Raw genomic sequence first — 18,999 nt, forward strand, 5'->3', positions numbered from 1 at the left:
GCAACAGGCGACAAAGGAAAGCGCGGACGGGCTGGAGTGATCCAGCCCGTCCGGCGTCGGCGATCAGTGGAGGCGGGCGCTACGCCTTGACCGACTCCTGCGCCCCGTCCCGCGGCGAGGGCACCTCGCCCGCCGGCTCACCGGCGGAGTCCTCGTCCAGCAGGGTCGTCTCGTCGAAGGGCAGGTCGCCGGCGAGGACCTGGCGGACGCGTTCCTTGTCGATCTCCTTGGTCCAGGTGCCGACCAGGACGGTGGCGACGGCGTTGCCCGCGAAGTTGGTCAGGGCGCGGGCCTCGCTCATGAAGCGGTCGATGCCGACGATCAGACCGACGCCGTCCACCAGGGCGGGCTTGTGCGACTGCAGACCGCCGGCCAGCGTGGCGAGGCCGGCGCCGCTGACGCCCGCCGCGCCCTTGGAGGCGAGCAGCAGGAAGAGCAGCAGCGGGATCTGCTCACCGATCGACATCGGCGTACCGAGGGCGTCGGCGATGTAGAGGGACGCCATGGTCATGTAGATCATGGTGCCGTCGAGGTTGAAGGAGTAGCCGGTCGGGACGGTGATGCCGACCACCGGCTTGCTGACGCCCAGGTGCTCCATCTTCGCGATGAGCCGCGGGAGCGCGGACTCGGAGGACGAGGTGGACAGGATCAGCAGGAACTCGCGGGCCAGGTACTTGAACAGCGTGAAGATGTTCAGCCCCGCGACGGCCCGCAGCAGGATGCCGAGCACGACGAAGACGAACAGGAAGCAGGTCACGTAGAAGCCGAGCATCAGCACGGCGAGGCTCTTGAGCGCGTCGAGACCGGCGGACCCGACCACCGCGGCGATGGCGCCGAAGGCACCGATCGGGGCGGCCCACATGACCATGGAGAGGATGCGGAAGACCAGCCGCTGGATGTGCTCGACACCGCGCAGGATCGGCTGGCCGACCGGGCCCATGGCCTGCAGCGCGAAGCCGGTGAGCAGCGCCACCAGCAGGGTCTGCAGCACCTGGCCCTCGGTGAACGCGGAGACGAAGGTCATCGGGATGATCGACAGCACGAACTCGACGGGCGGCAGCGCCTCGCTGGACACCTGGTCGTGCCCGGTCGCCTTGATCGCGTCGGTCAGGTGCAGCCCGTCACCGGGGTGCAGGATGTTGCCGACGACGAGACCGATGGTCAGCGCGACCAGCGACATCACCAGGAAGTAGCCGAGCGCGATACCGCCGACCGCGCCGACCTTGGCGGCCTTGCGGACCGAACCGATGCCCAGCACGATCGTGCAGAAGATGATCGGCGAGATCATCATCTTGATCAGGTTCACGAAGCCGGTGCCGATCGGCTTCAGCTCGACCGCCAGGTCGGGGGCGATCAGGCCCACGGCGATGCCGATCGCCACCGCGATGATCACCGCGATGTACAGATAGTGGGTTCGGTCCCGCTTGGCTACGGGTGTCACCTGTGCTGCGGACACGGGTGTGCCTCCTTGAACGACATCATTGGCGTGCGCGGGTACGGCAGGGGCGGTACTCGGCGCGATACGCGCAGTCCGTGCGGCTCACGTCCTGGCCGGATTCAATGCGGTGACTATCTCCCAGGCTGTGAGCGCGGTCACCCTTGCGTTCATTTAGTTCACGCTTATCCACCGAGGCAGACTGGCTCCATGCGTCTGCCCCGCGTGTCCCGCCCCCGCAGCCTGGCCGGCCAGCTCTTCGCCATGCAGGTCGTGCTGGTCGCCGTCGTCGTGGCCGGGTGCGCCCTCTTCACGTACATCAGTGATGGACGCCAGGCCGAGGAGGCCGCGCGGCGCCAGGCGGGCGCGGCGGCGCGTGCGGTCGCGGTGGCGCCGACGGTGCGGGACGCGGTCGACGACGCCGAGCCGTCGCTGGTCCTCCAGCCGTACGCGCTTCAGGTGCAGCGCAGCACCGGCGTCGACTTCGTCACGATCATGGACACGCACGGCATCCGCTGGACGCACCCCAACGAGCGGGAGATAGGACAGCACTTTCTCGGCCACATCGAGCCGGCGCTGCACGGGAAGACCTTCTACGAGACCTACACGGGCACGCTGGGCCCGTCGGTGCGCGTGGTGACGCCGATCCGCAGCGGCGGGCGGATCGTCGGGCTGGTCAGCGCGGGTATCAGCGTCGACGAGATCAGCGCCCGGGTGCGCAGCCAGCTGGCCGCGCTGTTCGGCGTCGCCGCGGGCGCGCTGATCCTGGGGGGCATCGGCACGTATGTGATCAACGCCCGGCTGCGGCGGCACACCCACGGCATGAACGCGACCGAGCTCAGCCGTATGCACGCCTACCACGAGGCGACCCTGCACGCCGTCCGCGAGGGGCTGCTGATGCTGGACGGGCAGCGGCGGATCGCGCTGATCAACGACGGCGGGCGGGAGCTGCTCGGCGTGTCCGCCGCTGACGACGTGATCGGCAGGAACGTCGCGGAGCTCGGCCTGCCCGCCCCGCTGACCGGCGCGCTGCTGGCCACGGAGCCGCGCGTGGACGAGGTGCACCTGACCGCGGACCGGGTCGTCGTCGTCAACACCTCGCCGGTGTCCGGCGGCGAACGCCGCGGTACGGTCGTGACGCTCCGCGACCACACCGAGCTGCAGGCCGTGATGGGCGAGCTGGACTCCGAGCGGGGCTTCACGCAGGCCCTGCGCTCCCAGGCGCACGAGGCGGCGAACCGGCTGCACACCGTCGTGTCGCTCATCGAGCTGGGCCGGGCCGACGAGGCCGTCGAGTTCGCCACGGCCGAGCTGGAGCTGGCGCAGGCGCTCACCGACCAGGTGGTCGCGGCGGTCGGCGAGCCGGTGCTCGCGGCGCTGCTGCTCGGCAAGGCCGCCCAGGCGAACGAGCGGGGCGTGGAGCTTCTCGTCTCCGACGACAGCCGCATCGACGACGGCCTGCTGCCGGAGTCCCTGCCGGCCCGCGACCTCGTCACGATCCTCGGCAACCTGATCGACAACGCCGTCGACGCGGCCCAGGGCTCCCTGCACGCGTGCGTGACCGTCACGGCGCGCGCGGCCGACGACGGCCTGATCCTGCGTGTGTCGGACACCGGCCCGGGAGTGGACCCGGCCCACGCCGAGGCCGTGTTCCAGCGCGGCTGGTCCACGAAGCCCGCGGACTCGGGCGGCCGCGGCCTGGGCCTGGCCCTGGTACGGCAGACGGTGCTACGAAACGGGGGCACGCTGACGGTGACGGAATCGGCGGAGGGCGGCGCGGACTTCACGGCGAGCCTGCCGCTGACCACCACCGTTGTGGGCAGCCGTGCAACCGCTGTGGGTGCCCGGCCGACCGCCGTGCCCACGATTCCGGCTCCCTCGGGTGAGACGGAAACCGACTCGAGGGAAGCCGCATACGGCTCCGGTCCCGGAGGCAAAGAGTGAGCACTCCGCAGGAGGAGATCCGCGTACTGGTCGTCGAGGACGACCCCGTCGCCGCGGACGCCCACCGCCTCTACGTCGGCCGGGTCCCCGGCTTCACCGTGGCCGGAGTGGTGCACAGCGCCGCCGAGGCCCGCCGCGCCCTCGACCGCATACAGGTCGACCTGCTCCTGCTGGACCTGCACCTGCCGGACGGCCACGGCCTCCAACTCGCCCGCACCCTGCGCGCGGCCGGCCACCACACCGACGTGATCGCGGTGACGTCGGCCCGGGACCTCGCGGTGGTCCGCGAGGGGGTCTCGCTCGGCGTCGTGCAGTACGTCCTGAAGCCGTTCACGTTCGCGACGCTGCGCGACCGGCTCGTACGGTACGCGGAGTTCCGTACGACGGCCGGCGAGGCCACCGGCCAGGACGAGGTGGACCGGGCGCTCGCGACCCTGCGGGCCCCCGGGCCTGCCGCGCTCCCCAAGGGCCTGAGCGGCCCGACCCTGGAACGGGTCACCCGCACCCTGCGCGACTCCGCCGACGGCCTGACGGCCACGGCGGCGGCCGAGTCCGTGGGCATCTCCCGGATCACGGCGCGCCGTTACCTGGAGCACCTCGTCACCACGGGGCGGGCCGCGCGAAGTCCCCAGTACGGGCAGGTGGGGCGGCCGGAGTTCCAGTACCGGTGGGTTCCGGGGCAGTAGAGGAACGGCCCTGCCGGGCCGTGTCCTAGAAGACCGACGTCCTGGAGACCGACGTCCAGGAGACCGATGTCTAGAAGACCGACTCCGCCTCGTCCATGCGGTCCTTCGGCACCGTCTTCAGCTCGGTGACGGCCTCGGCGAGCGGCACCATGGCGATGTCCGTGCCGCGCAGCGCCGTCATATGGCCGAAGCCGCCGCTGTGGGCCGCCTCCACGGCGTGCCAGCCGAAGCGCGTGGCGAGGACCCTGTCGTAAGCGGTGGGGACGCCGCCGCGCTGGACGTGGCCGAGGATGACCGGCTTGGCCTCCTTGCCCAGGCGCCTCTCGAGCTCGAACGCGAGGGCGGTGCCGATGCCCTGGAAGCGCTCGTGGCCGTACTGGTCGATCGCGCCCTTGCCGTAGTCCATCGTGCCCTCGGCCGGATGGGCGCCCTCGGCGACGCAGATCACGGCGAACTTCTTGCCGCGCGCGAAGCGTTCCTCGACCATCTTGACCAGGTCGGCCGGGTCGAAGGGACGCTCGGGCAGGCAGATGCCGTGCGCGCCGCCCGCCATGCCGGACTCCAGCGCGATCCACCCGGCGTGACGGCCCATGACCTCGACGACCATGACGCGCTGGTGCGACTCGGCTGTGGTCTTGAGGCGGTCTATCGCATCGGTGGCGACACCGACCGCGGTGTCGAAGCCGAAGGTGCGGTCCGTGGAGGAGATGTCGTTGTCGATGGTCTTCGGCACCCCGACGACGGGCAGACCCGCGTCCGAGAGCATCCGCGCGGCGGTCAGGGTGCCTTCGCCACCGATCGGGATGAGCGCGTCGATGCCGAACTCGCGGGCCATGTCGCGGGCGTTCTCGCAGGCCTCGCGGAGCCGGTCGCGCTCCAGGCGGGATGAGCCGAGGATCGTGCCGCCGCGGGCCAGGATGCCGCTCACCGCGTTGAGGTCGAGGTTGCGGTAGCGCCCGTCGAGCAGGCCCGCGTAACCGTCCTCGAAGCCGATGACCTCGTCTCCGTAGTGCGTGACGGCGCGGTGCACGACCGACCGGATGACTGCGTTCAGCCCAGGGCAGTCGCCGCCTGCGGTGAGAACTCCGATACGCATCGTGCTGTGTCTCCTGCTCGCTGGTGATACTTGTGAGCCAGTCCGATTGTTTCACGGCCCCAGGTGCTTCGCGTCCTGCGCCATCTGGGCCCCCGCGGCGGCCCCCAGGACTCGGTCCGCAGTGCTGTTCCCCGGCCCCCACCAGGCCCTTCTCCCGGCGGGCGCCGTAACCACCTCCAAGGGTATTGTCAAGAGGGCAACGCCCACGACAGCGGGTATTTTCTGTCTGACTGGTCACGATCCGAGCGCTCGGCTCCGATGTGCACCACGAGTACGTCCATGGCGGCCACCACCGGACAGCGACGAAACGGAGAGCAAGCGTGACGCGCAGCGTGTACGTGACCGGGATCGACCGGGGCGACGGGCGCCAGGTCGTCGAGCTGGGGGTCATGGAGCTCCTGACCCGCCAGGTCGACCGGGTGGGCGTGTTCCGTCCCCTCGTCCACGAAGGCCCGGACCGCCTCTTCGAACTGCTCCGCGCCCGCTACCGTCTGGAGCAGGATCCGGCATCCGTCTACGGCCTCCCGTACGAGGAGGCCTCGGCGATCCAGGCCGAGCAGGGCACCGACGAGCTGGTCTCCCGGCTCGTCGACCGTTTCCACCGGGTCGCCCGGGACTACGACGTCGTCCTCGTCCTCGGCACCGACTTCGCCGCCACCCAGCTGCCCGACGAGCTCGCTCTGAACGCGCGCCTGGCCAACGAGTTCGGCGCGTCCGTGCTGCCGGTCGTGGGCGGCAGGAAGCAGACCGCGGAGTCGGTGCTCGCCGAGGTCCGCAACGCCCATCGCGCGTACGAGGGTCTGGGCTGCGACGTCATCGCCATGATCGCCAACCGGGTGGCGCCGGAGGACCGCGAGGCCGTCCAGCAGGGCGTGGACACGCGTCTGCCGGTGCCGTGCTACGTCCTGCCGGACGATGCCGCGCTGTCCGCTCCGACGGTCGCGCAGATCACCCACGCGCTGGGCGGCAAGGTGCTCCTCGGCGACAGCGCCGGCCTCTCCCGCGACGCGCTCGACTTCGTCTTCGGCGGCGCTATGCTGCCGAACCTCCTCACCGCGCTGACCCCCGGCTGCATGGTCGTCACTCCGGGGGACCGCGCCGACCTCGTCGTGGGCACACTGGCCTCGCACAGTGCGGGGACACCGCCGATCGCGGGTGTGCTGCTGACCCTGGGCGAGGTGCCCACGCCGGAGATCCTGGCCCTCGCGGACCGCCTGGCCCCCGGCACACCGGTCGTCTCGGTGGCGACCAACAGCTTTCCCACGGCGGCGGAACTGTTCGCGCTGGAGGGCAAGTTGAACGCCGCGACGCCCCGCAAGGCGGAGACGGCGCTCGGCCTCTTCGAGCGGTACGTGGACACGAGCGACCTGGTCAAGCGGGTCTCGGCGCCCAGCACCACCCGCGTCACGCCCATGATGTTCGAGCACAAGCTGCTGGAGCAGGCCCGCTCAGACCGGCGCCGGGTCGTGCTGCCCGAGGGCACGGAGGAGCGCGTCCTGCACGCCGCCGAAGTGCTGCTGCGCCGCGATGTGTGCGACCTGACCCTCCTCGGCCCCGACGAGCAGATCCGCAAGAAGGCCGCCGACCTCGGCATCGACCTCTCCGGCGCGCAGATCCTCGACCCGGGGACCTCGGAGCTGCGCGACCAGTTCGCCGCCGAGTACGCGGCGCTGCGCGCCCACAAGGGCGTCACCGTCGAGCTCGCGACCGACGTGGTGGCGGACGTGAACTACTTCGGCACGCTGATGGTCCAGCAGGGCCTGGCCGACGGCATGGTGTCCGGCTCGGTGCACTCCACGGCCGCGACCATCCGTCCCGCCTTCGAGATCATCAAGACCAAGCCGGACGCGTCGATCGTGTCCTCGGTGTTCTTCATGTGCCTGGCCGACAAGGTCCTCGTCTACGGCGACTGCGCCGTGAACCCGGACCCGGACGCCGAGCAGCTCGCGGACATCGCCATCCAGTCGGCCACCACCGCCGCCCGGTTCGGCGTCGAGCCGCGGATCGCGATGCTGTCGTACTCGACCGGAACGTCGGGCTCCGGAGCGGACGTCGACAAGGTGCGCGAGGCCACCGAGCTGGTGCGCTCGCGCCGCCCCGATCTGCTGATCGAGGGCCCGATCCAGTACGACGCGGCGGTCGAGCCGAGCGTGGCCGCCACCAAGCTGCCGGGATCCGAGGTCGCGGGCCAGGCCAGCGTGCTGATCTTCCCGGACCTGAACACCGGCAACAACACCTACAAGGCCGTGCAGCGTTCGGCCGGCGCGATCGCCGTCGGCCCGGTGCTGCAGGGCCTGCGCAAGCCCGTGAACGACCTGTCCCGGGGAGCGCTCGTCCAGGACATCGTCAACACGGTCGCCATCACGGCGATCCAGGCCCAGGGCCCCGCCAAGGCATGAGCCGAGGCACGAGCCAGGGCATGACCGGGCGAGGCCCGTCCCGGCGCATCGACAGCACCCCCTCCTCCGCACCAGAAAGCACCCCATCCGTGTCCGACACCCGCGCGGCGACTCGCGTACTCGTCCTCAACTCCGGCTCCTCGTCGGTGAAGTACCAGCTCCTCGACATGAGCGACAGCTCACGGCTCGCCGTGGGCCTGGTCGAGCGGATCGGCGAGGAGACCTCCCGCCTGGTGCACACCCCCCTCACCGACGGCGGCGAGAAGCGCGAGCGCACCGGTCCGATCTCCGACCACGACGCGGCGCTCAAGGCGGTCGCCGAGGAGCTGGCGGCCGACGGGCTCGGCCTGGACTCCCCCGAGCTCGCCGTGATCGGCCACCGCGTGGTGCACGGCGGCAAGCACTTCACCGAGCCGACCGTCATCGACGACGCGGTGCTCGCCGAGATCGAGCGGCTGATCCCGGTCGCGCCGCTGCACAACCCGGCGAACCTCACCGGCATCCGCACCGCCCAGGCCCTGCGCCCGGACCTGCCGCAGGTCGCGGTCTTCGACACCGCCTTCCACACGACGATGCCGGAGTCCGCCTCGCGCTACGCGATCGACGTCAAGACCGCCGACGAGCACCGCATCCGCCGCTACGGCTTCCACGGCACGTCGCACGCGTACGTCTCCCGCGAGACCGCGAAGCTGCTCGGCAAGGACCCGTCCGAGGTCAACGTGATCGTGCTGCACCTGGGCAACGGCGCGTCGGCGTCCGCGGTGCGCGGCGGGCGGTGCGTGGACACCTCCATGGGGCTGACGCCTTTGGAGGGGCTCGTGATGGGTACGCGCTCCGGTGACATGGACCCGGCCGTCATCTTCCATCTGATGCGGGTCGGCGGCATGTCGGCCGACGAGATCGACGAACTGCTGAACAAGAAGAGCGGCCTGATCGGGCTGTGCGGCGACAACGACATGCGGGAGATCCGCCGCCGGATCGACGAAGGCGACGAACAGGCGCGGCTCGCGTTCGACATCTACATCCACCGGCTGAAGAAGTACATCGGCGCCTACTACGCGGTACTGGGCACGGTGGACGCGGTGGCGTTCACCGCGGGCGTGGGCGAGAACGCGGCCCCGGTGCGGGAGGCCGCCGTCGCGGGCCTGGAGGAGCTGGGCCTGGCGGTCGACGGCGAGCTGAACGCCGTCCGGGCCGACGGACCGCGGCTCATCTCGCCCGAGTACGCGCGCGTGGCGGTCGCCGTCGTACCCACCGACGAGGAACTGGAGATCGCTCGCCAGAGCTACGCACTTGTCGCATCAGCTGTCGCATCAGCGAGGACCGAAAATGGCAACGCCTGAGCACCCATTCGCCCATTTGTATCTTCCGCCAGACGGAATATTCCGAAGCGAAACAAACCGATAGGATCGCCCCATGCGCCGTTCGAAAATCGTCTGCACGCTGGGCCCCGCCGTCGATTCCCACGAAAAACTCGTCGGGATGATCGAAGCCGGCATGAATGTGGCCCGCTTCAACTTCAGCCACGGCTCGCACGCCGAGCACCAGGGGCGGTACGACCGCGTCCGGGCCGCTGCCAAGGAGACCGGGAAGGCCATCGGCGTCCTCGCCGACCTCCAGGGCCCCAAGATCCGCCTGGAGACCTTCGCCGAAGGCCCCGTCGAGCTGGTGCGCGGTGACGAGTTCACCATCACCATCGAGGACGTCCCGGGCGACAAGTCGATCTGCGGCACGACCTACAAGGGCCTGCCCGGCGACGTGTCCAAGGGCGACCCGATCCTGATCAACGACGGCAACGTCGAGCTGAAGGTCGTCGAGGTCGACGGCCCGCGCGTCAGGACGGTCGTCATCGAGGGCGGTGTCATCTCCGACCACAAGGGCATCAACCTGCCCGGCGCCCATGTGAACGTCCCTGCGCTGTCCGAGAAGGACATCGAGGACCTCCGGTTCGCGCTGCGCATGGGCTGCGACATGGTCGCGCTCTCCTTCGTCCGGGACGCCAACGACGTCAAGGACGTGCACCGGGTCATGGACGAGGAGGGCCGCCGGGTCCCCGTCATCGCCAAGGTGGAGAAGCCGCAGGCGGTCGAGAACATGGAGGACGTCGTGATGGCGTTCGACAGCGTGATGGTCGCCCGCGGCGACCTGGCCGTCGAATACCCGCTCGAAAAGGTCCCCATGGTGCAGAAGCGCCTCATCGAGCTGTGCCGCCGCAACGCCAAGCCGGTGATCGTCGCGACCCAGATGATGGAGTCGATGATCACCAACTCCCGCCCGACGCGCGCCGAGGCGTCCGACGTCGCCAACGCGATCCTGGACGGCGCGGACGCGGTCATGCTCTCGGCGGAGTCGTCCGTCGGTGCGTTCCCGATCGAGACCGTGAAGACGATGTCGAAGATCGTCGTCGCGGCCGAGCAGGAGCTGCTGTCCAAGGGCCTGCAGCCGCTGGTGCCCGGCAAGAAGCCGCGTACGCAGGGTGGTTCGGTGGCCCGTGCCGCCTGCGAGATCGCGGACTTCCTGGGTGGCAAGGCGCTGGTCGCCTTCAGCAAGTCCGGTGACACCGCCCGCCGCCTTTCGCGCTACCGCGCCTCCCAGCCGATCATGGCCTTCACCACGGAGGAGTCCACCCGCAACCAGCTCGCGCTGAGCTGGGGCGTGGAGTCGTTCGTCGTCCCGCACGTGGACAACACGGACGCGATGGTCGAGCTCGTCGACGCCGAGCTGCTCAAGCTCCAGCGCTACAACGCGGGCGACATCATGGTCATGACCGCCGGCTCGCCCCCCGGCGTCCCCGGCACCACCAACATGGTCCGGGTGCACCACCTGGGCGCCGCCGCACGGGACTGATCCCGCAACCGGAAACAGCATCGCGAAACGGCTGAGGGCGCCCCCTGTGACAGGGGGCGCCCTCAGCTGTGTTGCGGCTCCCGGACGGGTCCGATACGGCCGCGGCTGCGGCAGTGCCCGGTCAGTTCAGGTCGGTCGTGTACTGGTGCAGTCCCGGCACGTGCAGGTCGCCGCCGAACTGGCCGGCCTGCACGACCTTCACCTTGGTGAAGTAGATCAGCGGGAGGTTGAGCGGCGGCGGGTTGTCCGGGCTGAACGTGACCGGCACCAGGCCGAACAGGTTGCCGGAGATGCTCTCCGTGTACATGACCGTCTCGCCGTTGCGGATGGTCGACGTCGAGCCCTCGGCCGCCTGCACGTGGTAGGTCTTGCCGGCCTGGTCGTCCTTGACCGTCTGGTGCAGGTCGCCGATGTCCGTGCCGTCGGAGATGACGTACTTCAGGACTTCCTTGACCGTGCCGTTGGCGGTCTTCACCTTGACGATGCCCTTGTAGTCGGCGCCCTTGAGCAGCAGCGAGCTGGCGTCCAGGTACCAGGGGTCGTCGGGCAGGGCCACGATCGGCTCGACGCCGCCCTCGTCGTCGGTGGCGGCCGGGCAGTCCTCCGCGTCCGTGGTGGAGCTCGCGGATGGGCTGGGGGTCGCGGTGGCCGCGTCGGTGACCTTGTCCGCGGTGTCCTCTGCCGCCTCGGACACCTTGTCGGTCGTGTCCTTGACGGTGTCCTTCACCGTGTCGGTGACCTTGTCGACGGTGTCCTTGACGGTGTCGGACGCGTCGTCGCCGGACGTGTCCTTGCTCGCACTCGCCGAGGCGGACGGCGTGGGCGTCGCGCTCGCCGAGGAGCCGCTGCCGCCCGTGAGGACGTCCGTGATCGCGTCGCCGATGCTGTCCAGCAGGTTGTCGCTGCTCGCGGACGCCGAGGGGGCCGGCGTCGCGGTGGACGTACCGCTGTCCGAAGACTTCTGCGACGTGCCCGCGGAGGACGCGGACGGCGAGGGCTCGGCCTTGTCGTCGGAACCTGAATCCGACGAAGAGGTCGTGTCCTTGGACGGCGACGGGGTCGCCTCGGCCTTGTCGGCGGAGTCGGTGGCGCTCTCCGACGCGGAGGCGGACGGCGACGGCGAGGCCGACGCGTCCTTGCCGTCCGCGGAGTCGTCCAGAGCCTCGACACAATTCTGGTACTCGTCGACCGTCAGGTTCTTCGCCGACGGCTGGTCCTGGGCGCGGGCGAGCGTCGGCGTGAAGCCCATCCCCATGATGACCGCCGTGGGCATCGCGGCCACGGCAAGAGCCTTGCCGGCCGGCATGTGGAACCTGGTGAACAGCGGCTTCTTGGGTGCCGCGTGGCGCGGCCCGGTTCTCACACGGGACTCGTCCACCTCAGTCCCGTGGGTCACCTCGTCAGCCGGCACTGTGCCTCCCGTTCGCCCCGTTGGCCGGGCTCGTTCCTGACAGGTCGTTAGCCTTGCTCAGACCGTCCACGCCCGTGGCCGCCGCATCACCCTCCGGCGCGGTGCCCTCCTCGGGGGCGGGCTGCGCACCCGGCACCCACGAGACGGCCATCGCACCGCCGATGAGCGCGAACAGGAAGCCGATCACGAAGCCGCCGAGGTTGGACACCGGGATCGACACCAGCGCCAGCAGAATCGCCGCGACACCCGCGAAGACCCGCACGTGCTTCTGGAACCACAGGCTTATGCCGAGCACGATCAGCAGCACGCCGATGATCAGGGACCCCGCGCCGGCCGTCGTGGACATCGCCAGCGACAGATGACCGAGCTGGAGATTCGCGTACGGGAAGTAGGCGATCGGGATTCCGCTGAACAGGACGAACAGGCCCGCCCAGAACGGCCGATCGCCACGCCAGGCGCGGAACCGCAGCCGCCAGTCGGTGAATCGGCCGCGCGTAGCCGGAGTCTCGGCGCTCATCGAAAACAGCTCCCTGGAACGGCGTTGCTGTGGGAAGTGAAGGCTGGATTAGGGGTGTTGCCGCGCGTGAGGGCAGGGGTGGAGCGGACGGGCGGGACAGCCGCGAGACTCCCCCGCCCGCCACCGGAGTGCCTAGTAGCACTCCTTGACGCCCGTGGACAGCGACATGTGCAGACCGCTGAGCTTGAAGGTTCCGGCGGTGGTGGCCCACGCCGTCTGCTTCACGTTCTTCAGCACGACCTCGTCGGCCTGCTGGGCGAAGCCGAACGGGTTCGCCTGGTCGTCCTCGGAGATGCCCGGACCCTTGTCGGCCTTCCCGGCGGCAACACCGATGTCGAGGCCCTTGAACGTGGCGTCGGCGTTGAGGTCGGCCACGTCGATGTACAGGTTCTGCGCCTTGACCGGCGTACCGCCGCCACCGGCCGTCAGCGTCAGGGTGACGGAACCGAGGAACGGCACGTCCGGGGTGACCACGGACTGGCACATGTTCGTGATCGACGCGGTCTTGAACCCGGACACCGCGACCGCGTGCGCCGTCTTCTCACCCTTGAGGGTGTACCCCTCGTCAATGGCTCCGTACTGCGAGAAGCCCTTGCCGACGAGCTCGTCCGTCGTCACCTTGAACGACTGGCCGGAGACGCTGAACGACGCTGCGAGCGCGCCCTGCGCCAGGCCGACGCCTATTGCGGCGGTGGCGGCCACACTCGGCACCATCACAACCGCGAAACGCTTCCATCTGGTCCCGCCACGCACCTGGGACTCCATATTTCCTCCTTCTCGGACGTACATCTCCGGTCGTGCTCCAGGGCCCGACCTGGGATGGGAGAAGTGCTACGTCCTCGGGAAGGAGAGCGCCGCGTCGAGGCGCTGACGGCACCCGAAACACCGGCGATCACCCCCGAGCGACAACCACTGGTCGCGCCTGAACTCATCACGCACAACCTGATGGACAGGCTCCGCCTCACGACGGAGACCCCCCTGTCCTCGGCCGGCGCTCCTGTCCGCCGGCCCACTCGGTGGGGACCCAGAAAACCCTTCCCCCGATTGGCTGTCGGGCAGAAAGGCAATGGACCGAGCGTGGCCGATCGTGGTGCATTCTCGGCGCCGACACAAGGGGGTTCGTTACTGACTAGTAACGGCCGCATAACCGAACCAGTACCGGCGGGTATGGAATGGCAACTGAGGGTGCCTTCTCAGCCGTTGACACTTCGGCCGATCACCGGGCAGAACCGGACAGAAAACGACCCCCGACTTACTTGGAGTAACAGCGGCCGCGTTTACCAAGTTTTGGTAAAACGCGGCCGCTCTGGTCCCCCATCACCAAATCTTTCACTTGGGCATCACAAGCCCCAGCGCCGGGAACGGGTCAGAACAAGGCCCGCGCCAGCGCCCTGCGGGCCGTCGCCACGCGCGGATCCTCGGAGCCGACCACCTCGAACAGCTCGAGAAGGCGCAGCCGCACCGCGTCCCGGTCGTCACCCGCCGTGCGCTGCACCGTCTCGACGAGCCGGCCGAAGGCGTCCTCGACGTGCCCGCCCACCAGATCCAGGTCGGCCGCGGCGATCTGCGCCACGACATCGCCGGGCTTGTCGGCCGCGTCCTTGCGCACCTGCTGCGGGTCCACGTCCTGCACCCGCTTCAGCAGTTCGGCCTGGGACAGGCCCAGCTTCGCCTCCGTGTTGCCGGGGTCGTCGGCGAGGACGTTCTTGTACGCCTGGACGGCACCGCCCAGATCGCCCGCGTCCAGCGCCTGCACCGCGGCCTCGAGCAACGCGTCGTACGGGCCCGCCGGCACCTGGGGGGCCGGGGCCTCCTCGCCCTGCGCGTCCGGGTCGACCATGAGGCCCGTCAGGCCGAAGCGCTGCTCGGCGACCTGGATCAGCTGGTCCAGGGTCTGCCGGATCTGCCCCTCGGGGGCCGCGCCCTGGAAGAGCGGCAGCGCCTGGCCGGCCACCACCGCGAAGACCGCCGGGATGCCCTGGATCCCGAACTGCTGCATGAGCATCTGGTTGGCGTCGACGTCGACCTTGGCCAGGACGAAGCGCCCGTTGTACTCAAGGGCCAGCCGCTCGAGGAGAGGACCGAGCTGCTTGCACGGCTGGCACCACTCGGCCCAGAAGTCGATGACGACCGGAACCTCGGTGGAGCGCTGCAGGACGTCGAGCTCGAAACCCGCCTCGTCGACATCGATGACGAGGCTGGCGGGGGACACGGCTCCGCCCCCGCCCTGCCGGGCCGCTTCGGCGCGCGCCTGCTCCGCCTTCGCCTTGGCCTCCTGGGCCGCCTTCACCGCGGCGAGGTCGACGACGCCGCTCATGGACATGTTCCTAGGCTGCATGGCTACATCCTCCCCCTTTCGCGCGCGACTGTGAAAAGCGTTCGTGTTCTGCACTGCGCCGGGTCCCCACCTGGCGCGGGTGGTTGTCACTCTTTCGGTGCGAGATGCGCCGCAGGCGCCCTCGCCACCGCTTTCGATACGGGTCGTAGCGTAACTGTGCGGCGGGGCGCCGGGGCGGTGTTTGCAGGGCTCTTACCCGGTGATCTGCCTCACTGAGCCAGGGGCACAGAAGCTGCGAGTAGGGTCGCCCGCATGCCGAGTCGTACGCCCTCCGCCTCCCGTACGGGCCGCCCGCGCAGCGCAGCGGCGGACGCCGCGATCCTGGAGGCGACCCGGGCGGCGCTGGTCGAACTCGGCTGGTCCAAGCTCACATTGGGCGACGTCGCGAGCAGGGCGGGGGTCGCCAAGACGACGCTGTACCGGCGGTGGGCCGGCAAGAACGAACTCGTCGTGGACGCGGTGGCGGTCCTCTTCGACGAGCTCGAACTCCCCGACCGCGGCAGCCTCGCGGCGGACATCGAGGGCGTGGTGCTCCAGTTCGCGGCCATCCTCGACCGGCCCGAGGCGAAGACCGCCCTCATGGCGGTGGTGGCGGAGTCCACCCGCGACGAGCCACTGCGCGAACGCATCCGCACGTCGATCGTGGAACGCCAGAAGCGCCTCGTACTGGAGGGCCGCAGCCGCGCCCAGGCACGCGGCGAACTCCCCGTGGAGAAGGACCCGGCAGCCGCCGCCCGCACGGCGGACCTCATCTTCGACGTGGTCGCGGGCGCGGTGGTCCACCGCACCCTGGTCAGCGCGGAACCCGTGGACGAGGAGTGGGCGAAACGGTTCACGCGACTGCTGATCGAGGGCTTGGCGAGCAACTGACCACTGTTGTGCCCACGTCGGCGGCACCTGCTAAAAACCGGGCGGCTCCGTGTATACGCCCCACTCGGCCCGAAGGACGTCACAGATCTCGCCGAGCGTGGCCTCCGCCCGCACCGCCCCCAGCATGGGCCCGATCATGTTCGAGCCACCGCGCGCGGCCGCGAGCAGCGCATCCAGCGAGGCCCGCACCGCGGCGTCGTCCCGCGCGGCCCTGCGGCCACCGAGAACCCGCACCTGCTCCCGCTCCACCTCATGGCCGACCCGCAGAATCTCCAGATCCCCGGTGACAGAACCCTGGTGGACGTTGACGCCGACGACGTTCTTGTCCCCCTTCTCCAGCGCCTGCTGGTACCGGAACGCGGACTCGGCGATCTCTCCGGTGAACCAGCCGTCCTCGATACCGCGCAGGATGCCGGAGGTCACGGGCCCGATGGGGTGCTGCCCGTCCGGATGCGCCAGCCGCCCCCGCTCCTTGATCTGCTCGAAGATCCGCTCGGCGTCCGCCTCGATACGGTCGGTGAGCTGCTCGACGTACCACGAACCGCCCAGCGGGTCGGCCACGTTGGCGACGCCCGTCTCCTCCATCAGCACCTGCTGTGTGCGCAGCGCGATCTCCGCCGCCTGCTCGCTCGGCAGGGCGAGGGTCTCGTCGAGGGCGTTGGTGTGGAGTGAGTTGGTGCCGCCGAGAACCGCCGCGAGCGCCTCGACGGCCGTCCGTACGACGTTGTTGTACGGCTGCTGGGCGGTGAGCGAGACGCCCGCGGTCTGCGTGTGGAACCGCAACCACTGCGCCTTCTCCGTCCTCGCGCCGTACACCTCCTTCATCCACCGTGCCCAGATGCGCCGCGCCGCACGGAACTTGGCGATCTCCTCGAAGAAGTCGACGTGCGCGTCGAAGAAGAAGGAGAGCCCCGGCGCGAAGGTGTCCACGTCCAGACCGCGGCTGAGCCCCAGCTCGACGTAGCCGAAGCCGTCCGCGAGCGTGTACGCCAGCTCCTGCGCGGCCGTCGAGCCGGCCTCGCGGATGTGGTAGCCGGAGACGGAGAGCGGCTTGTACGCGGGGATGTTCCGCGCGCAGTACTCCATCAGGTCGCCGATCAGACGCAGATGGGGCTCGGGCTGGAAGAGCCACTCCTTCTGCGCGATGTACTCCTTGAAGATGTCGGTCTGGAGCGTGCCGTTGAGGACGGCGGCGTCGACGCCCTGGCGTTCCGCGGCGACGAGGTACATGCAGAAGACGGGCACCGCGGGCCCGCTGATCGTCATCGACGTCGTCACGTCGCCCAGCGGGATGTCCCTGAACAGGACCTCCATGTCCGCCGCCGAGTCGATCGCCACACCGCAGTGGCCGACCTCGCCCAGGGAGCGCGGGTCGTCCGAGTCGCGGCCCATGAGGGTCGGCATGTCGAAGGCGACCGAGAGCCCGCCGCCACCGTTCGACAGGATCGTCTTGTAGCGCTCGTTGGTCTGCTCGGCGTTGCCGAAGCCCGCGAACTGGCGGATCGTCCACGTACGGCCGCGGTAGCCGGTCGGATACAGGCCGCGCGTGAACGGGTACTCGCCCGGCCAGCCGATCCGCTCGAAGCCCTCGTAGGCGTCCCCGGGCCGGGGTCCGTACACCGGCTCCACGGGGTCCCCGGAGAGCGTGGAGAAGTCGGCGTCACGCTTGCGCGCAGCGTCGTAGCGGGCCTGCCAGCGGCGGCGGCCGTCCTCGATGGCGTCAGCGTCCATACTTCGAAGTTACTAGGACGTCCTAGTAAATGTCGACGGCCGAACTCGGGCCAGTCTCCCAGGGAACCCATCGGTGCAGGTCAGGACCGCAACGCCACGAGATGCGCGGCGCGGACGTCAGCCGTCTGGCCCTGCACGACCAGGAAGAGCCCCTCGCGGGCAAGGCGCTGGGCCGGGTTGCTCAGCGCGACGGCACGGCCGCCGCCCGCGACGATCGCCGCGGTGGTGGCGGCACGCATCAGGTCGTACGCGCGGATCTTGAGCCGCAGCCGGTCGGGGATGCGCTCGCCGGCCGGGACCTCGTCCACGAGCGCGTAGGCGTCCCGCCGCGTGGCCGCGAGGCGGTCGCGCAGGACACCGGCCGTCGCCTTCGCCTCGGGGTCGCCGGATGCGTCCAGCAGATCCAGTGCGGCGCGTGCCACGCCGAAGACCGCCGGGTTGGTGTTGGTGTTCTTGGGCCGGTCGGCGGTGGCCCACTCCTCGTACGGGAGGTGCTGCACGACCGCCTCCTCGGGCACCACGAGGCCGTCCAGGAGCAGGCCCACCGTGCGTGTACCGGTCAGGGCCGCCAGCTGGAGGGGTGCGGTGGGCGTCAGGCCGGACTGCTCGCGGGGCTCGGCCGCGGCGAAGACCACCTCGCCGTCGTCGGTGGCCCCGCCCAGCAGGAACACGTCGTTGAGTCCCCAGCCCGTGTACCAGGGCACCCGCCCGTCGAAGCGCCAGCCCGCACGCTCGCGTGTGACCCGCACCGGCCGGTCCGGGAACGCCCGCAGATGGGAGAAGGCGATCCCGGCGAGCAGCTCGCCCTCGCCGAGCGGGCGGAGCCAGCGCTCGCGGGCGGCCTGCTCGCCGGTCCGCAGCAGCTGTACGGGGGTGTGGTGCTGGGCCTGCACGAAGAACGTCGAGCAGCAGGCCCCCGCCAGGATCTCCGCGATCTCCCGGGCGACGGCGTCCGGCGCGTCCGCACCGCCGTACCGCTCGGGCGCGCCGACGCCGAGCACGCCGGAGGCCTTCACCGCGGCGATCGTCCCGGGCGCCACGCCCTCGCGGTCGGCCGCCTCGGCGGCCGGGGCGAGCACGTCGGCGGCGAGCCGGCGCGCGGCGACGATCAGCGGGTGATCGCCGGGAGCGATGCCGTCGCGGGCGGTCATACGGGGCTGTCCGGCCGGTTAGGCCTCGGCGACCGCCGCGCCGTCCTCCGCGACCTTGGCCTCGAGCTCACGGGAGACCTTGCGCTCCACGAAGAAGGCGGCGGTCGGGATGGTACCGGCGATGAGTACCCACAGCTGCTTGCCGACCGGCCACTTGGCCTTGGACCCGAGATCGAAGGCGAAGACGAGATAGACCACGTACAGCCAGCCGTGCGCGATGCCGACGACCCGCGTGAAGTCCGCGGCGCCGTTCATGTCCAGCACGTACTTGGCGATCACACCGAGGGTCAGCAGGACCAGCAGGACGCCGGTGACGTAGGCCATGACGCGGTAGCGGGTCAGCACGCTTCGTTTCATGGCTACGAGCGTAACCGGGCACAAGAGGAGATCTTGCGGCGCCCCGCTCCCCGCGCCCTAGGCCGACAGGGCCTAGTCCCAATGGCGGTGACTTAGGTTCTGTCCTGCCGGGTGATGGTGACGGTGACGGTGTCCGGTGCGGGTGGTGTCCCGTTGCGATGCTCGGCCCGTTTGAGCGGCCAGTTGGACATCTTCCGTTTGATCACTCGGGGGCAGG

15 protein-coding genes are annotated in these 18,999 nt (G+C 70.1%); 6 read left to right on the top strand and 9 right to left on the bottom strand.

Features of this window, described 5'->3' with window-relative positions; genetic code table 11:
• Positions 1-79 precede the first annotated feature (79 nt).
• The gene (locus ACWD4J_RS28175) at positions 80-1,456 is read right to left on the bottom strand and encodes a cation:dicarboxylate symporter family transporter (RefSeq protein ID WP_451398236.1); all 1,377 of its coding nucleotides are present in this window, start codon (positions 1,454-1,456) and stop codon (positions 80-82) included.
• A gap of 189 nt (positions 1,457-1,645) precedes the next feature.
• On the opposite strand from ACWD4J_RS28175, the gene ACWD4J_RS28180 reads away from it, so the two are divergent.
• Together ACWD4J_RS28180 and ACWD4J_RS28185 are read left to right on the top strand one after the other, a co-directional pair.
• Positions 1,646-3,379: a sensor histidine kinase gene (locus ACWD4J_RS28180; protein ID WP_451398237.1), complete on the top strand. Its 1,734-nt coding sequence runs from the start codon at positions 1,646-1,648 to the stop codon at positions 3,377-3,379.
• A complete protein-coding gene (locus ACWD4J_RS28185) occupies positions 3,376-4,065 on the top strand; it encodes a response regulator (protein ID WP_451398238.1) in 690 nt (229 codons plus the stop codon). Before ACWD4J_RS28180 ends, ACWD4J_RS28185 begins: the two co-directional genes overlap by 4 nt.
• A 70-nt stretch (positions 4,066-4,135) precedes the next feature.
• Here the strand turns inward: ACWD4J_RS28185 and ACWD4J_RS28190 are convergent, their stop codons facing one another.
• Positions 4,136-5,161: an ATP-dependent 6-phosphofructokinase gene (locus tag ACWD4J_RS28190; protein ID WP_451398239.1), complete on the bottom strand. Its 1,026-nt coding sequence runs from the start codon at positions 5,159-5,161 to the stop codon at positions 4,136-4,138.
• Between the two features lie 320 nt (positions 5,162-5,481).
• Between ACWD4J_RS28190 and pta the strand changes: the two genes are divergently transcribed.
• From pta to pyk, 3 genes are all read left to right on the top strand, one after another.
• A complete protein-coding gene (pta, locus tag ACWD4J_RS28195) occupies positions 5,482-7,560 on the top strand; it encodes a phosphate acetyltransferase (protein ID WP_451398240.1) in 2,079 nt (692 codons plus the stop codon).
• An 89-nt stretch (positions 7,561-7,649) separates the two neighbouring features.
• Complete coding sequence (locus ACWD4J_RS28200) at positions 7,650-8,903, top strand: acetate kinase (RefSeq protein WP_451398241.1); 1,254 nt, start codon at positions 7,650-7,652, stop codon at positions 8,901-8,903.
• Positions 8,904-8,976: 73 nt separating this feature from the next.
• Positions 8,977-10,407: a pyruvate kinase gene (gene pyk, locus ACWD4J_RS28205; protein ID WP_451398242.1), complete on the top strand. Its 1,431-nt coding sequence runs from the start codon at positions 8,977-8,979 to the stop codon at positions 10,405-10,407.
• Between the two features lie 121 nt (positions 10,408-10,528).
• Here pyk and ACWD4J_RS28210 read toward each other — a convergent pair whose 3' ends face one another.
• The 4 genes from ACWD4J_RS28210 to ACWD4J_RS28225 form a co-directional block, all read right to left on the bottom strand.
• Positions 10,529-11,818 (bottom strand): hypothetical protein, encoded by a 1,290-nt coding sequence (locus ACWD4J_RS28210; RefSeq protein ID WP_451398243.1) that lies wholly within the window; start codon positions 11,816-11,818, stop codon positions 10,529-10,531.
• Entirely contained in the window at positions 11,808-12,335 is a 528-nt protein-coding gene (locus ACWD4J_RS28215; protein ID WP_451398244.1) for a DUF6114 domain-containing protein, read from the bottom strand. Before ACWD4J_RS28215 ends, ACWD4J_RS28210 begins: the two co-directional genes overlap by 11 nt.
• A gap of 132 nt (positions 12,336-12,467) precedes the next feature.
• A complete protein-coding gene (locus ACWD4J_RS28220; RefSeq protein WP_451398245.1) occupies positions 12,468-13,100 on the bottom strand; it encodes a DUF6230 family protein in 633 nt (210 codons plus the stop codon).
• Positions 13,101-13,701: 601 nt separating this feature from the next.
• Positions 13,702-14,673: a tetratricopeptide repeat protein gene (locus ACWD4J_RS28225; protein ID WP_451398246.1), complete on the bottom strand. Its 972-nt coding sequence runs from the start codon at positions 14,671-14,673 to the stop codon at positions 13,702-13,704.
• 252 nt (positions 14,674-14,925) lie between these two features.
• On the opposite strand from ACWD4J_RS28225, the gene ACWD4J_RS28230 reads away from it, so the two are divergent.
• Positions 14,926-15,543, top strand: a complete 618-nt coding sequence (locus ACWD4J_RS28230; protein WP_451398247.1) for a TetR/AcrR family transcriptional regulator — start codon at positions 14,926-14,928, stop codon at positions 15,541-15,543.
• Positions 15,544-15,573: 30 nt separating this feature from the next.
• On the opposite strand, the gene ACWD4J_RS28235 is transcribed toward ACWD4J_RS28230, so the two are convergent.
• From ACWD4J_RS28235 to ACWD4J_RS28245, 3 genes are all read right to left on the bottom strand, one after another.
• Positions 15,574-17,274, bottom strand: a complete 1,701-nt coding sequence (locus ACWD4J_RS28235) for a methylmalonyl-CoA mutase family protein (RefSeq protein ID WP_451398248.1) — start codon at positions 17,272-17,274, stop codon at positions 15,574-15,576.
• Between the two features lie 80 nt (positions 17,275-17,354).
• The gene (locus ACWD4J_RS28240; protein ID WP_451398249.1) at positions 17,355-18,425 is read right to left on the bottom strand and encodes an acyl-CoA dehydrogenase family protein; all 1,071 of its coding nucleotides are present in this window, start codon (positions 18,423-18,425) and stop codon (positions 17,355-17,357) included.
• An 18-nt stretch (positions 18,426-18,443) separates the two neighbouring features.
• Complete coding sequence (locus ACWD4J_RS28245) at positions 18,444-18,782, bottom strand: DUF3817 domain-containing protein (protein WP_451398250.1); 339 nt, start codon at positions 18,780-18,782, stop codon at positions 18,444-18,446.
• Positions 18,783-18,999: the final 217 nt, after the last annotated feature.

The sequence above is a fragment of the Streptomyces sp. NPDC002577 genome, from assembly GCF_053594815.1.

Bases quoted from the DNA above. Each gene is read 5' to 3' on its own strand.
- ACWD4J_RS28180 (WP_451398237.1), top strand. From the start codon at position 1,646: ATGCGTCTGCCCCGCGTGTCCCGCCCCCGCAGCCTGGCCGGCCAGCTC.
- ACWD4J_RS28190 (WP_451398239.1), bottom strand. From the start codon at position 5,161: ATGCGTATCGGAGTTCTCACCGCAGGCGGCGACTGCCCTGGGCTGAAC.
- pyk (WP_451398242.1), top strand. From the start codon at position 8,977: ATGCGCCGTTCGAAAATCGTCTGCACGCTGGGCCCCGCCGTCGATTCC.
- ACWD4J_RS28215 (WP_451398244.1), bottom strand. From the start codon at position 12,335: ATGAGCGCCGAGACTCCGGCTACGCGCGGCCGATTCACCGACTGGCGG.
- ACWD4J_RS28220 (WP_451398245.1), bottom strand. From the start codon at position 13,100: ATGGAGTCCCAGGTGCGTGGCGGGACCAGATGGAAGCGTTTCGCGGTT.
- ACWD4J_RS28225 (WP_451398246.1), bottom strand. From the start codon at position 14,673: ATGCAGCCTAGGAACATGTCCATGAGCGGCGTCGTCGACCTCGCCGCG.
- ACWD4J_RS28230 (WP_451398247.1), top strand. From the start codon at position 14,926: ATGCCGAGTCGTACGCCCTCCGCCTCCCGTACGGGCCGCCCGCGCAGC.
- ACWD4J_RS28235 (WP_451398248.1), bottom strand. From the start codon at position 17,274: ATGGACGCTGACGCCATCGAGGACGGCCGCCGCCGCTGGCAGGCCCGC.
- ACWD4J_RS28240 (WP_451398249.1), bottom strand. From the start codon at position 18,425: ATGACCGCCCGCGACGGCATCGCTCCCGGCGATCACCCGCTGATCGTC.
- ACWD4J_RS28245 (WP_451398250.1), bottom strand. From the start codon at position 18,782: ATGAAACGAAGCGTGCTGACCCGCTACCGCGTCATGGCCTACGTCACC.